The sequence below is a fragment of the Streptomyces sp. NPDC090032 genome, from assembly GCF_044748025.1.
In the GTDB taxonomy this organism is placed as follows: Bacteria; Actinomycetota; Actinomycetes; order Streptomycetales; family Streptomycetaceae; genus Streptomyces.
In genome coordinates, this window is record NZ_JBIVFF010000004.1 from 101,861 (window position 1) to 116,837 (window position 14,977).

Sequence of the window (14,977 nt, forward strand, 5' to 3'; positions counted from 1 at the left end):
CCTTCGCCCCGAGGCCGCTGACCTTTCCCCCGGCGCTTAAGTACCCTTGGCTTCTATGAGCACTCTTGAGCCCGAGCGCGGGACAGGTACGGGGACCCTCGTAGAGCCGACGCCGCAGACGTCGCACGGTGACGGCGACCACGAGCGCTACGCCCACTATGTCCAGAAGGACAAGATCATGGCGAGCGCCCTCGAGGGCACGCCGGTCGTCGCGCTCTGCGGCAAGGTCTGGGTGCCGGGCCGGGACCCGAAGAAGTACCCCGTGTGTCCCATGTGCAAAGAGATCTACGAGTCCATGGGCGCCGGCGGCGACAAGGACAAGGGCGGCAAGGACAAGTAGTAGTGGGCAGGAACGCAGAGGGCGAGAAGCGGCGGCCCGCGCCGCCGCTGAAGGTTCCTGAGTCTGCCGCGAAAGACTCCTGAGTCTGCCGCGAAAGGCCCCCGAGGTGCGCATCTGTCGCGCCATGGGGGCCTTTGTGCTGCCTCCAGGACTGCTGCGTGTGCTGCCCCCTCCGTAACCGTTGCGCTCAGTGGTCTGGACCTCCTAGCCTCCTCTGTGTTGTGCACAGCAAAACCGCTATTGCGTATGTTGCAACGACACTTCGGAGGCTGCCCCCATGAAGCTCCCCGTCCGGATGGCCGCGCCCCTGGCCGCACTTGCCCTCGCCACCGCCTGCGCCCCCGGGACCTCCGACAACGGCTCCGCCGGGGACGACAAGAGCGGGACCCTGCGCGTCTGGCTCTTCCAGGAGGTCAACAACCAGCCGAAGCAGAAGGTCGTCGACGAGGCCGTCGCCGCCTTCGAGAAGTCCCACGACGGCGCCGACGTCAAGATCGAGTACATCCCCGTCGAGACCCGCGCCGAGAAGATCAAGGCCGCCTTCAACGATCCGAAGAGCGCGCCCGACGTCATCGAGTACGGCAACACCGACACCGCCGGATACGTCAAGGACGGCGGCCTCGCCGACGTGACCGAGGAGTTCGGCGCCTGGCCCGAGGCCAAGGACACCGACCCGACGGCCAAGGAGTCCGTGACCGTCGACGGAAAGATCTACGGAGCCCCCTACTTCGTCGGCGTCCGCGCCCTCTACTACCGCACCGACGTCTTCAAGGACCTCAAGCTCGGCGTCCCGACGACACAGGCCCAACTCGCCGCCACGGCACGGAAGATCCACAAGGAGAGGCCGGACCTGTACGGCCTCGCGGTCGGCGGCGCGTACACGTACGGTGCGATGCCTTTCATCTGGTCCCAGGGCGGTGAACTCGCCGAGAAGAAGGGCGGATCGTACGAGTCCGCCATCGACAGCCCGGCCGCGCAGAAGGGCATCGCGGCCTACACGTCCCTCTTCGGCGGCGACAACTGTCCCGCCGCCAAGTGCGCCGGCATGGGCGGCAACGACACCGTCACCGCCTTCGCCTCCGGCAAGGCCGGCATGGCCATCGGCGGCGACTTCAGCCACCAGGCCATGGAGGACGGCAAGGTGAAGGGCACGTACGCCGTCGTGCCGCTGCCGGGCGCGGGCAAGGGCGACATCGCCCCGGCCTTCGCGGGCGGCAACAACATCGGCGTACTCAAGAGCACCTCGCACCGCACGCTCGCCGTGGACCTCATGAAGAGCCTCGCCTCGAAGAGGACGCAGGGCGAACTCTTCGACGCGATGGGATTCCTGCCCACGTACACGGACGTCCGCGAGAGCGTCGCGAAGAAGGAGCCCTTCGTCGCGCCCTTCATCAAGACCCTCGGCGCCGGGGCCAAGTTCGTGCCCGCATCGCCCGCCTGGGGCCAGATAGACGCCTCGCTCGTCCTGCCGACCATGTTCCAGGAGATCGTCAGCGGACGTAAGGACGTGGCGACCGCCTCGCGGGACGCGGCGAAGAAGATGGACACCGCCTTCCGCGCAGCGGGCTGACCACGTGGCCACCACCGCTGCCACCACCCGCCGCACCACCCGCCGCACCGGCGCCTGGACCCCGTGGCTGTATCTCGCCCCCGCCCTGCTCCTCCTCGGCGGACTCCTCGTCTACCCCGTCTATCAACTCGGCCTGATCTCGTTCCTCGAATACACCCAGGCCCAGGTCAGCGGCGGCGAACCGACGACTTTCCAGGGGTTCGGGAACTACGCGACGCTCTTCGCCGACGAACAGTTCTGGCAGGTCCTGCTCGCCACGGTCCTGTTCGCCGCCGCGTGCGTCGTCTCCACCCTCGCCGTCGGCTGCGCCCTCGCCGTCCTGCTCACCCGCGTACGCGCCCTGCCCCGGCTCGCCCTGATGCTGGCAGCGCTCGGCGCCTGGGCGACCCCGGCCGTCACCGGCTCCACGGTCTGGATGTTCCTCTTCGACCCCGACTTCGGCCCGGTCAACCGGGTGTTCGGGCTCGGCGACTTCTCCTGGACGTACGGCCGCTACAGCGCCTTCGCGCTCGTCCTGCTCGAAGTCGTGTGGTGCTCCTTCCCGTTCGTGATGGTCACCGTCTACGCGGGCATCAGAGCGGTCCCGGCGGAGGTCGTCGAGGCGGCGGCTCTCGACGGGGCCTCGCAGTGGCGGATCTGGCGCTCGGTGCTCGCACCGATGCTCCGGCCGATCCTCCTCGTCGTCACGGTCCAGTCGGTCATCTGGGACTTCAAGGTGTTCACCCAGATCTATGTCATGACGAACGGGGGCGGTATCGCGGGCCAGAACCTCGTCCTCAACGTCTACGCGTACCAGAAAGCCTTCGCGTCCAGCCAGTACAGCCTCGGCTCGGCGATCGGCGTCGTCATGCTGCTGATCCTGCTCGCGGTCACGCTCGGCTACCTGCGGATCCTGCGCCGCAGAGGGGAGGAGCTGTGAGCTCCGTACGTGCTGCGAGTCCCGTACGCCCTGTGAGTTCCGTACGGGTACGCGTACGGCTCCGGGTGCGGCGGCCGTGGCGGCTCGCCGCCGAGGCGTCCGCGCTCCTGATCGCCCTCGTCGTCGCCTTCCCCCTCTACTGGATGGTGCTCGGCGCCTTCAAGCCGGCCGGGGAGATCGAGTCGGCCGAGCCGAGGCCCTGGACGCTCGCGCCGTCCCTCGACTCCTTCCGGCGCGTCTTCCAACAGCAGGAATTCGGCCGGTACTTCCTCAACAGCCTGATCGTCGCGGGCACCGTCGTCGTACTCTCCGCCTTCGTCGCATTCCTCGCCGCGACCGCGGTGACAAGGTTCCGCTTCAGGTTCCGTACGACGCTTCTCATCATGTTCCTGGTGGCGCAGATGGTGCCCGTCGAGGCCCTCACCATTCCGCTGTTCTTCCTCATGCGGGATTTCGGGCAGCTCAACACACTCGGCTCACTGATCCTGCCGCACCTCGCGTTCTCCCTGCCCTTCGCCGTGTGGATGCTCCGGGGCTTTGTGAAGGCCGTCCCGGAAGCGCTCGAAGAAGCCGCGTACATCGACGGCGCGAGCCGCACCAGGTTCCTCTGGCAGATCCTTTTCCCGCTGGTCTTTCCCGGCCTCGTGGCGACCAGCGTCTTCTCCTTCATCTCCACCTGGAACGACTTCCTGTTCGCGAAGTCCTTCATCATCAGCGACACCTCTCAGTCGACCCTGCCCATGGCCCTGCTCGTCTTCTTCAAACCCGACGAGAACGACTGGGGCGGCATCATGGCGGCGTCGACGGTAATGACCATTCCGGTACTGGTCTTCTTCGTACTCGTACAGCGGCGCCTGGTGTCCGGGCTCGGCGGCGCGGTTAAGGACTGACGTCAGTGACCTCGGCAGATCTCATTCCCGCACCCCGCCGGACGGCGCCGGGTGACGGCCTCCACGAACTCGGCGACGCCACCGCGATCGCCGCCGGCGCGGGCACCGAGGGCGTCGCCCGCTGGCTGCGCTCGACCGTCGGCGCGGCCACCGGCCTCGCCCTGCGCGACGCGGACAACGGCCTTGAGCTGCGCGCCGGCGACAGCCGTATCGAACTGCGCGTCGATCCGGAACTCGGCCCGGAGGCCTACCGGATGACCGTCGACCGACGGGCCGTCCGTATCGAAGGCGGCAGCGCGGCAGGCGTCTTCTGGGGGGCCCAGACGTTCCGTCAGCTCCTCGGCCCGGACGCGTTCCGGCGCGCGCCCCTCGAAGCGGGCCGCACGTGGACCGTCCCCACCGGCACCGTCGAGGACGCACCCCGCTTCCCCTGGCGCGGGCTGATGCTCGACGTCTCACGCCACTTCATGCCCAAGGACGGAGTCCTGCGCTATCTCGACCTGCTCGCCGCGCACAAACTGAACGTCTTCCACTTCCACCTCACCGACGACCAGGGATGGCGCGTCGAGATCAAGCGCCACCCCAGGCTCACCGAGCAAGGCGCCTGGCGCGCACGCACGAAATTCGGCCACCGCGCCTCACCCCTGTGGGACGACCGTCCGCACGGCGGCTTCTACACGCAGGACGACATCCGCGAGATCGTCGCGTATGCAGCCGAACGGCATATCCGCGTCGTCCCCGAGATCGATGTCCCCGGCCACTCCCAGGCGGCCATCGCGGCCTATCCGGAACTCGGCAACACGGACGTCGTCGACACCGCCTCGCTCACCGTCTGGGACAACTGGGGAGTAACCCCGAACGTACTCGCGCCGACCGACCACACGCTGCGCTTCTACGAGGGCGTGTTCGAGGAACTCCTCGGCCTCTTCCCCGCCGACGTCTCGCCGTTCATTCACATCGGCGGCGACGAGTGCCCCAAGGACCAGTGGAAGCAGTCACCCGTCGCGCAGGCCCGGATCGCCGAACTCGGCCTGAAGGACGAGGAGGAGCTGCAGTCCTGGTTCATCCGGCACTTCGACACCTGGCTCACCGAACGCGGCCGCCGCCTCATCGGCTGGGACGAGATCCTGGAGGGCGGCCTGGCACCCGGCGCCGCCGTCTCCTCCTGGCGCGGCTACCAGGGCGGCATCACCGCCGCCCGAGCCGGACACGACGTCGTCATGTGCCCCGAGCAGCAGGTGTACCTGGACCACCGTCAGGCGCCGGGCGACGACGAGCCGATGCCCATCGGCTACGTCCGCACCCTGGAGGACGTCTACCGCTTCGAGCCCGTCCCCCCGCAGCTCACCGAGGAGGAGGCGCGGCACGTCCTCGGCACCCAGGCCAACGTGTGGACCGAGGTGATGGAGAGCCAGGCCCGCGTCGACTACCAGGTGTTCCCGCGCCTGGCCGCCCTCGCCGAGGTCGCCTGGAGCGCCCTGCCCGCACCCGCCGAACGCGACTACGCGGACTTCCGGCGCCGGATGACCGCCCACTACGCCCGGCTTGACGCCCTCGGCGTCAGCTACCGCCCGCCCACAGGACCCCTTCCGTGGCAGCAGCGACCGGGTGTGCTCGGACGCCCGATCGAGGGGGCGCCCCCGAACGTGTGAGGTGCCCGCCGTACGCGTGCCCCGGGGCCCCGGCCCTGGGACCGTGGGACCGCACGAGAAGCCTTACAAAAATCACCGAAGAGTGGCAATGCGCGCCGACCGGTGACCAGGGGCGAAACCGACCCATCTCCCTGGTCCTCGGGGCGAAAGCCTCCTAGCGGACCCCCTCGCCGGGCCCCCGGGAAGATGTGCCAGAGTTGCCACGTCCGGCCTGTCAGCACGTACCGTACGGCGGAACAGGCGTAACGGCGCGAACGACGGTTCACAGGCCGAAGCCGCCGGGCGAAGTGCCGGACATCGGGAAGGGGCAGCCGGTTTGACCACGCACGCAACGCAGGCCGTGACGCTCCCGGGCTCGCTGGACGAGGCCGTGGCAGCACTCGCCGCCATGCCCGCCGCGGTCCCGGTCGCGGGCGGCACCGATCTGATGGCCTCGGTCAACGCCGGACTGCTGCGCCCTGCCGCCCTCGTCGGCCTCGGCCGCATCAGCGAGATCCGCGGCTGGCAGTACCAGGACGGTCACGCTCTGCTCGGCGCCGGCCTCACCCACGCCCGCATCGGACGCCCCGACTTCGCCGCCCTGATCCCCGCCCTCGCGGCCGCGGCCCGCGCCGCCGGGCCGCCCCAGATCCGTAACGCGGGCACCCTCGGCGGCAACATCGCCTCCGCCGCGGCGACCGGCGACACCCTGCCCGTCCTGGCCGCCCTCGAAGCGACCCTCGTCATCGCGGGCCCCGGCGGTACGCGGCGCGAGGTCCCCGTCTCCCACCTGCTCGCGGGCATGGAGATGCTCAGCCCCGGCGAGCTCATCGGCTTCGTGCGCGTGCCGCTCCTGCACGCCCCGCAGACCTTCCTCAAGGCCACGGGGCGTACCGGCCCGGGGCGCGCCCTCGCGTCCGTCGCGCTCGTCCTCGACCCGGCCAGACGCGGCGTGCGGTGCGCGGTCGGCGCCATCGCGCCCATGCCGCTGCGGCCCCTGGAGGCCGAGCAGTGGGTGGCCTCGCTCATCGACTGGGACGGCGAGCGGATGCTCGTACCCGAGGCGCTGACCGCGTTCGGCGAGTACGTCGCCGCGGCCTGCATCCCCGACGCCGCCCCGGGCCCGGACGGCACCCAGGAACAACTGCCGCCCGCCGTACTGCACCTGCGGCGCACGGTCGCCGCGCTGGCCCGACGTGCACTTGGGAGGGCGCTGTCGTGACTGACGAGCACAACCACGGTGGCCACGGTGGCCACCAGGGCGGCGGCTGGGAGCCGCTGCCCCAGGGCGACTACGACGCGGACGCCACCGCCTTCGTGCAGCTCCCCGAGGGCGGCCTCCCCGACGTGCCGCTGGCCGCGCCGGGGCACGGCTACGTACCGCCGCAGATCACCATCGCGCCGGGCGGCCCCGCGGCCACGGACCCGGCGGCGACGGGCGTGTGGGTACTGCCGCCCGACGTGACGGGCGCGCAGCCGGCGCCCACGGGCGCGGGGACCGGCGAGGTGCACTGGCCCGAACCGGCCGAACACGCGGGGCATCCCGCACCGGGCACCCCAGAGGCGATGCCTCCGTACGGCAACGGCTACGGCGCCGGGATGACCGGGCAGTGGGACTTTTCCGACGCGCAGGCGCCGGCGCATCAGCACGGGCACCAGCCGGAGCGCGAGCACCAGCCGGAGCACGGGCACCAGCCGGAGCACGGGCACCAGCCGGAGCACGGGCACGGGCATGCGGTGACCGAACCGGCTGGGCAGACGGGTCAGACAGGGCAGACGGGTCGGGCAGGACAGACCGGGCAGTGGTCGATTCCGGTCATCGCCGAGGGTGATCTTCCGGACGAGTCCGGCGAGTTCACCACGTCGTCCATCGCGGCGCAGTGGGGCCGGACACCTCCGGCGACGCTGCCGGGTGGCGCGGTGGCGCCCTGGGCGGCAGAGGAATGGGCGCGGGAGCCCTCGCGGGAGGCCACTGAGGTCCAGGAGGCCCAGGAGGTCCCGGAGGGCGAGGCGTTCGAGCCTGAGGTCGCGCCGGAGCCGGCGCGGGATGTACGCGGTGAGCACGGCGTAGGCGGTGAACATGGCGTAGGCGGTGAACATGGCGTAGGCGGCGAGCGCGGAGTGCGCGGCGAGCACGAGCCGGTCGGGACCGTGGCCGACGAGGTGCACGCGTTCACGGACATCGCGGGCATAACGGGTGCTGAGGATGTTGCTGCCGAGTCGACGGAGGAGCCGGCGGTGCCGGTGCCGGCCGCCGAGCCTGTTGACGTTGAGGACCGTGACGTCGTCGAGGTCCGTGAGGTCGCTGGGATCGCTGACGTCCGCGAGGCTCCTGAGCCCGACGAGGCCCCCGAGATCTCCGGGATCTCCGAGGCCCCCGAGACCGCAGCCCTCGCCCCCGAGGCCGTCGACGCCGACGAGTCCGCCCCCGACACCGTGGTCGCGCCGCTCCACGACGACCACCCCCTCGCCTCCTACGTCCTGCGGGTCAACGGCACCGACCGCCCCGTCACCGGCGCCTGGATCGGCGAGTCCCTGCTCTACGTCCTGCGCGAGCGCCTCGGCCTCGCCGGGGCCAAGGACGGCTGCTCGCAGGGCGAGTGCGGCGCCTGCAACGTGCAGGTCGACGGCCGCCTCGTAGCCTCCTGCCTGGTGCCCGGCGCCACCGCCGCCGGCAGCGAAGTACGCACCGTCGAGGGTCTGGCCGCCGACGGACAGCCCTCCGACGTGCAGCGCGCCCTCGCCGGCCGCTGTGCCGTCCAGTGCGGCTTCTGCGTGCCCGGCATGGCGATGACCGTGCACGACCTCCTGGAGGGCAACCCGGCTCCCACTGAGCTGGAGACCCGCCAGGCGCTGTGCGGCAACCTGTGCCGCTGTTCCGGATACCGCGGGATCCTGGACGCCGTACAGCAGGTCGTCACCGAACGCGAGGCGTCCGCGGCGAGCGCGACCAGCGCGACGTCCCCGACGAATCCGAACCCGATGAACGAGACGAACCCGACGGACCCGCCGGCTTCCGTGCGCGGGCCCGGCGGTGAGGCCCGCATTCCGCACCAGGCCGGCCCCAGCGCGACCGAAGGTATTCAGGACGGAGGTCTGACGTGAGTGACGAAGCAGCAGCCGTCGCGCCCCCGGCCCCCGTGGCCGAGCCGCTGCCGCACGGCCTCGGGGCCTCCCTGCCGCCCGCCGAGGCGCGCGCCAAGACGGAGGGCACCTTCCCGTACGCCGCCGACCTGTGGGCCGAGGGCCTGCTGTGGGCGGCCGTCCTGCGCTCCCCGCACCCGCACGCGCGCATCCTGTCCATCGACACCACCCACGCGCGCGAGATGCCCGGTGTACGCGCCGTCATCACGCACGAGGACGTCCCCGGAGCGCCCCTTTCCGGCCACCGTGCCGCGGACCGCCCGGTCTTCGCCTCCGACGTCGTACGCCACCACGGCGAGGCCATCGCGGCCGTCGCCGCCGACCACCCGGACACCGCGCGCATGGCGGCCGCGGCCGTCATCGTCGAGTACGAGGTACTCGAACCGGTCACCGACCCCGAGCAGTCCTTCGCCGCCGAGCCGCTGCACCCCGACGGCAACCTGATCCGCCACATCCCCCTGCGTCACGGCGACCAGGACGCGGTCGGCGAAGTCGTTGTCGAGGGCCAGTACCGCATCGGCCGCCAGGACCCGGCCCCCATCGGCGCCGAGGCCGGCCTCGCCGTCCCGCGGCCCGACGGGGGAGTGGAGCTCTACATCGCCTCCACCGACCCGCACGGCGACCGCGACCTCGCCGCCGCCCGCTACGGCCTCGAACCCGAGCGCGTGAAGGTCGTCGTCACGGGCGTGCCCGGCGCGACCGGCGACCGCGAGGACCAGAGCTTCCAACTCCCGCTCGGGCTCCTCGCGTTGAAGACCGGCTGCCCGGTCAAACTCACCGCCACGCGCGAGGAGTCCTTCCTCGGCCACACCCACCGCCACCCCACGCTCCTGCGCTACCGCCACCACGCGGACGCCGAGGGCAAGCTGGTCAAGGTCGAGGCGCAGATCCTCCTCGACGCGGGCGCGTACGCGGACACGTCCTCGGAGGCACTGGCCGCCGCGGTCTCCTTCGCCTGCGGCCCCTACGTCGTCCCGCACGCCTTCATCGAGGGCTGGGCGGTCCGTACGAACAACCCGCCCTCCGGCCACGTACGCGGAGAAGGTGCCCTCCAGGTCTGCGCCGCGTACGAGGCGCAGATGGACAAGCTGGCGAAGAAACTCGGCATCGACCCGGCGGAGCTGCGCCTGCGCAACGTCATGGCGACGGGCGACGTACTCCCGACGGGCCAGACGGTGACGTGCCCGGCCCCCGTCGCCGAACTCCTGTCCGCCGTCAGGGACTTCCCGCTCCCGGAGCTTCCCAGGGACACTCCCGAGGACGAGTGGCTGCTGCCCGGCGGCCCCGAGGGTGCGGGCGAACCCGGCGCGGTGCGCCGCGGTGTCGGCTACGGCATCGGCATGGTGCACATGCTCGGCGCGGAAGGCACCGACGAAGTGTCGACGGCGACGGTGAAGGTCCACGACGGCGTCGCGACGGTCATCTGCGCGGCAGTCGAGACGGGCCAGGGTTTCTCCACCTTGGCGAGGCAGATCGTCCAGGACACCCTCGGTATCGACGAGGTCCAGGTCGCCCCGGTCGACACGGACCAGCCGCCGGCCGGCCCCGGCTGCCGCGGCCGCCACACCTGGGTCTCCGGCGGAGCGGTCGAACGGGCCGCGAAAATGGTCCGCACGCAGCTACTCCAGCCCCTCGCCCACAAGTTCGGCATGTCCACGGAGCTGCTCCAGATCGCCGACGGCAAGATCACGTCGTACGACGGAGTCCTGTCGACGACGGTCACCGAGGCGATGGACGGCAAGGAACTGTGGGCCACGGCCCAGTGCCGCCCGCACCCCACCGAACCCCTCGACGCGGACGGCCAGGGCGACGCCTTCGTAGGCCTCGCGTTCTGCGCGATCCGCGCGGTGGTGGACGTGGACATCGAACTGGGATCGGTGCGGGTCGTGGAACTCGCGGTGGCCCAGGACGTGGGCCGCGTCCTCAACCCCGCCCAGCTGACGGCCCGTATCGAAGCGGGCGTCACCCAGGGCGTCGGCGCGGCGCTCACGGAGAACCTCCGCACCCCGCGCGGCCTGGTCCGCCACCCCGACTTCACGGGCTACGCACTCCCCACGTCCCTGGACGCCCCCGACATCCGCATCGTGAAACTGGTCGAGGAACGGGACGTGGTGGCCCCCTTCGGAGCGAAGGCGGCAAGCGCGGTCCCGGTGGTCGCGTCCCCGGCAGCGGTAGCCTCAGCGGTCCGCGCGGCCACAGGCCGCCCGGTCAACCGCCTCCCGATCCGCCCGCAGGCGGCAGTGGTGACGAACGCGTCCGCTCCGGCGATGGCGTCAACGGATTGACCCTGGCTGAACCGGCTTGGCGGTGGCGGTGGTGACGAGTACGGCCGCCACCGCCATGGCTGACGTCAACAGACCGACTGTCCTTGCCCGTTGCAACTTGTGACACGACGTGTCGTTGTGTGACGCGATGTGGATGGTCTCTGCACCGGGCCGCGTGTGAACTGACAGTGTGCATGGCTAGAGTTGTTGTCGAGACTTCGTCAGACGACGGCGGCGGCCGATGACCTTCGGCGGGCACGGGGGAACGGGGAGGACGCGATGGCAGAGGAAACAGGTGACGGCGGCGGGGGATCGCCGTGGGCATCTTTCGGCATTCTCGGCGCGGTGGCGGCTGCGCAGGCGGCGGTGGGGGAGGTCGTCACCGAGCTGGAGTCGTTCACCAAGTTCCAGCAGCGGGTTGATGAGCTGATCAAGGATTTGAAGGGATCCGACGCCGGCCCCCAGAAGATCGGCCAAGAGCCGCTCAGCCGCCACCAGTTCGGCGGAGGCGCAGCCGGCTGGGGCGCGGCGGACGGCCTGTTCACGTCGTACCAGACGGTGCTCACAGAGCTGGAGAAGCTGTCGAAGGTGCTCTCCGACTCCATAGAGGGCATGGGCATCGCGGTGCTGGCCTCGCACAAGGGGTACGCGAACATCGACGTCGACATCCGTGACCGGATGGCGGCGATCAGCGCGGAGACGAAGGACCACTACGGGGGCGACTACGACCCGGAGAAGTCCCGGCTGTGGCATCACGGTGAGGGGCCAAAGATGGATGAGATCGGCACGGAGGACACGAAGGGTAAGCCCGGTGATGCGGGCACCTCGTCGCCCAAGCCCGAATCGACGCCCAGTGCTGGTAACAAGCATGGAGCTGCCTGATGCCACGAAACTTCATGGACCCATTCGAAGGCATGAGCCACGAGGCGATGCTGGAGTGGCTCGACCAAGCGAACTCAGGATCGGTGTAGGCCGCTGCCGAAAGGCTCAAGGCGGCCGCCAAGGAGATCCATTCGATCGCTGAGGACCTGAAGGTCCGCCCCCAGTGGGTGAAGTGGAAGGGCGAGGGCGCTGAGGCGTTCCGCACCTGGTCGGGAGACCTGGCCAATTCGACTTTGGCGCTGGGTGATTTCAGCCATGATTCGTCGACGTGGCTGACCCGTGCATCGGAGGCGATCGGCACCGCCCAGGCCTCCATCCCGCGTGACAAGGCTGGCGCCAAGGCGAACCTGGACGCGGCGACCGCGGCCCACAACGACCCGGATGCCGCCGCTGTCGCGAGCAAGTCATCGAGCGAGCTGCAGGCGATCGCGGCGAACAAGGAGAAGGTCCGGCAAGAAGCGGCCGGCGAGATGCGGAAGCTGGGGCAGGCGTATTCGCTGTCCTCCACGCAGATGGACAGCTTGCCCAGGCCGAAGTTTCCGCCGCCGCCTCAGGCGTTTGTGCCGGAGCACTTCGAGCGTGACTCGTCAACCGGGCATGGGTATGGAGGAGGGTCTGCTCAGGCGTCGTCCGGAACCGGTGGCGTCGGCTCTGCGGCCGGAGCAACCGGACACGCGATTGGTTCCAGGACGGCCTCGGTGCACCGGGGTTCGGTCACGCCGGAGCGCGCGGTCCCGAGCATTGACGAGCCCCCCACGCAAATGGGCATCGACACCGTGGGGACACTGCCCGAGGTTTCACCGACCCACCCGACCACGACGGGCCCCGTACAGGCTGGACCGAATGTACCGGGCCCTTCCGGCGCGCCTCCTGTCGTGGGGATGCCTCCGGCCTACGGCGGGGGACGAGGCCTCACCAACGGCCGCGGCACCGGACCGAACTTCACTGCACGTGGCTCCGCGCCTCAGAGCTCCACTGGAGGAACGTCCCGGACCGGAACCCCGCCCGGGACGAGCGGCACGGGTCGCCCGACGCTCCCGGGCGCACGCGGGCCGATGATGCCGGGTCAGAGTGCTACAGCCACAGGGCGGGCAGGAACCCCCGGCACTCCGGGTCGCCTGCCGACCAGTAACGGAGTGGCGGGTGGTCGCCCCCAGCCCACAACGGGCAAGCCCACAACGGGAATTCCTCGTGGCAGGGTGATGGGCACCGAAGGCACGACGGGTGGTCGGGGCACCCCGGGGCAGGCACCGATGGGTGCCAAGCCTACGGTCGCGGGCACCAGCGGTGGTTCCCGCGGTGGTGCCCAGGGCCGCCGAGTGTCGGGAGCGACGGGCGAGAACGGTGGCATCGTCGGTGGTCGCCCGCAACAGCAGGGCCGTGCCAACACCCGTTCCTTCAGTTCAGGCGGCTCAGGTTTGGTACGAGGCCAGGGCGCCGCCGCGGCCGGGACTCCGTCGGAGGAGAGTCGCGGCGCGGGCCAGGCTGGCCGCAACGGCATGACACCTCATGGAGCCCATCCCAATGGGCGCCACGATGAAGACAGGAGCGAGCGCCCCGACTACCTCGTGGAGGACGAAGAGACCTGGCAGCCGGACGACCGCGGCACTGTGCCTCCGGTCATCGACAACGCTCCGAAGAACAGCGAGAGGTAGGCACATGCCCACCAGCAGAAGTCGGTACGGCCGCCGAGCGGTCACCTCGGCAGCCCTCGGTTTGCTGTTGGTGGGTGGTGCAACGGCGCCTGCCTTCGCGGACTCGACTCGCGATGAGCAGTGGTACCTCACCGTCATGCAAGCGGAGAGCATGTGGCGTACCAGTAAGGGCGAAGGCGTCACTGTTGCGGTAATCGACACAGGTGTGGACCCGAACAACGCCGATCTGCGGGGGCGAGTGTTGGACGGCCTGAACCTGGCTCCCAAAGAGGCTGGTGACGAGCACACAGACTTTGGAGGCCATGGCACCGGCATGGCGGGTTTGATTGCCGCGACTGGAGCGCACGGCGGTGGCCAGGGCTCCTTCGGACTTGCGCCGGAAGCCAAGATCCTTCCGATTCGTATGCCGGATGGCGCCAAGCTGGGAAACCAGTACCAATCCGCTGAAGTGTTCAACCGGCTTGCTCCCAAGGCGATCCGGTACGCGGTGGACCATGGCGCCAAGGTCATTAACATCTCCCAGGGCGTCTTGTCGGGGTCGGACGAGCTCACTGATGCAGTGAACTACGCGTTGAAGAAGGGCTCACTGGTTTTTGCGTCCTCCGGTAATGCCGGTAAGGACGGAAACACGGTGGAATACCCAGCTGCCACTCCAGGGGTGGTGGGCGTGGGTGCCGTCGGTAAGGACCTTGGCGTGACGGCCGAATCCACTCACGGCGCGCAGGTGGACATGGCGGCTCCAGGGGATGAAATGGTCCATGCCTGCGGGAGTAAGTCGAGTGCGACAGGCCTCTGTAAAAGCCACGGCACAAGCGATGCCACCGCCCTTGCTTCCGCCAGCGCCGCCCTGATCTGGGCCAAGCACCCGAACTGGACCAACAACCAGGTCCTCCGGGTCATGCTCAACACCATCGGTGGCCCCACCAGCGGAGCGAAGCGCAGCGACTTCATCGGCTACGGAATTGTCCGCCCCCGCATCGCCCTGAAGACCCCGGGCGACCCGGGCCCGGCCAACAAGTACCCGCTTCCGGACTACCCCGTCGCAGCGTCGAAGTCGCCGTCGGCCAAGCCTTCCACGGGTGCCCAGGCCCCGGACGGCAGCAGTTCCGCCGCGCCGGCCGCCGCATCGAAGGGCGACGACAGCAACACCCCCCTCTGGATCGGCGTCGGCGTAGGCGTGCTCGTAGTGGCCGGTGCCGCGACCGCCGTCGCGGTCACCCGCAGCCGACGCCGCACGGCAGCCTCACAAGCCTCGCTGCCGCCCTACCTTCCGGCCCAGCCGCCCTACCAGGGACAGCCCTACGGGGCACCGCAATTCACGAATCCGCAGCCGTACGCGACACCTCCGTCGAACGACAACCAGTACAACCCCAACCAGGGCACCTGACGCACCCAACCGGGACGTCCCGCACGATCCTGGGCGGGCTTTGTGATGACGCGTCGAGTACGACGAGAGGCAGACACATGCCGCCCCATGCGATCCGGTGCAGGCACCGGATTGTCGTCTGAGCCTTCTCCGGCCTCGTGCTGACGGGAATGGCAGTGGCCCCCGCGGAAGCGGATTCGACGCGTGACGACCAGTGGTACCTCACTGCCGTGCAGGCCGAGAGCGTGCGGTAGGCGAATTGGCCAGGCTATGAGGAGTGAAGCGGACTGCGATAGATCCGGGTGCGGCGCGTGAC

At 70.0% G+C, this 14,977-nt stretch carries 10 protein-coding genes; all 10 read left to right on the forward strand.

Going from position 1 to position 14,977, the window contains the following annotated elements; translation table 11 throughout:
* Positions 1 to 55: 55 nt before the first annotated feature.
* The 10 genes from ACIPWY_RS10340 to mycP all read left to right on the forward strand — a co-directional run bounded on the left by ACIPWY_RS10340 (position 56) and on the right by mycP (position 14,682).
* Entirely contained in the window at positions 56 to 340 is a 285-nt protein-coding gene (locus ACIPWY_RS10340) for a DUF3039 domain-containing protein (RefSeq protein ID WP_362906294.1), read from the forward strand.
* Positions 341 to 617: 277 nt separating this feature from the next.
* Positions 618 to 1,910 carry an extracellular solute-binding protein gene (locus tag ACIPWY_RS10345; RefSeq protein ID WP_362906292.1) on the forward strand — a complete coding sequence of 431 codons (1,293 nt, stop codon included), beginning with the start codon at positions 618 to 620 and terminating at the stop codon, positions 1,908 to 1,910.
* A 4-nt stretch (positions 1,911 to 1,914) separates the two neighbouring features.
* A complete protein-coding gene (locus tag ACIPWY_RS10350) occupies positions 1,915 to 2,829 on the forward strand; it encodes a carbohydrate ABC transporter permease (protein ID WP_401532740.1) in 915 nt (304 codons plus the stop codon).
* A 32-nt stretch (positions 2,830 to 2,861) separates the two neighbouring features.
* Complete coding sequence (locus ACIPWY_RS10355) at positions 2,862 to 3,719, forward strand: carbohydrate ABC transporter permease (protein WP_393704605.1); 858 nt, start codon at positions 2,862 to 2,864, stop codon at positions 3,717 to 3,719.
* 5 nt (positions 3,720 to 3,724) lie between these two features.
* Complete coding sequence (locus ACIPWY_RS10360; RefSeq protein WP_393704603.1) at positions 3,725 to 5,371, forward strand: beta-N-acetylhexosaminidase; 1,647 nt, start codon at positions 3,725 to 3,727, stop codon at positions 5,369 to 5,371.
* 316 nt (positions 5,372 to 5,687) lie between these two features.
* Positions 5,688 to 6,572 carry an FAD binding domain-containing protein gene (locus tag ACIPWY_RS10365; RefSeq protein WP_362906288.1) on the forward strand — a complete coding sequence of 295 codons (885 nt, stop codon included), beginning with the start codon at positions 5,688 to 5,690 and terminating at the stop codon, positions 6,570 to 6,572.
* On the forward strand, positions 6,569 to 8,455 hold the full coding sequence (locus ACIPWY_RS10370) for a 2Fe-2S iron-sulfur cluster-binding protein (RefSeq protein WP_401532744.1): 1,887 nt from the start codon (positions 6,569 to 6,571) through the stop codon (positions 8,453 to 8,455). The genes ACIPWY_RS10365 and ACIPWY_RS10370 overlap by 4 nt, the downstream gene beginning before the upstream one ends.
* On the forward strand, positions 8,452 to 10,779 hold the full coding sequence (locus tag ACIPWY_RS10375) for a molybdopterin cofactor-binding domain-containing protein (protein WP_362906284.1): 2,328 nt from the start codon (positions 8,452 to 8,454) through the stop codon (positions 10,777 to 10,779). Before ACIPWY_RS10370 ends, ACIPWY_RS10375 begins: the two co-directional genes overlap by 4 nt.
* A gap of 258 nt (positions 10,780 to 11,037) precedes the next feature.
* The gene (locus tag ACIPWY_RS10380; RefSeq protein WP_393704598.1) at positions 11,038 to 11,640 is read left to right on the forward strand and encodes a hypothetical protein; all 603 of its coding nucleotides are present in this window, start codon (positions 11,038 to 11,040) and stop codon (positions 11,638 to 11,640) included.
* Positions 11,641 to 13,299: 1,659 nt separating this feature from the next.
* Positions 13,300 to 14,682, forward strand: a complete 1,383-nt coding sequence (gene mycP / locus ACIPWY_RS10385; RefSeq protein ID WP_393704594.1) for a type VII secretion-associated serine protease mycosin — start codon at positions 13,300 to 13,302, stop codon at positions 14,680 to 14,682.
* Positions 14,683 to 14,977 lie beyond the last annotated feature (295 nt).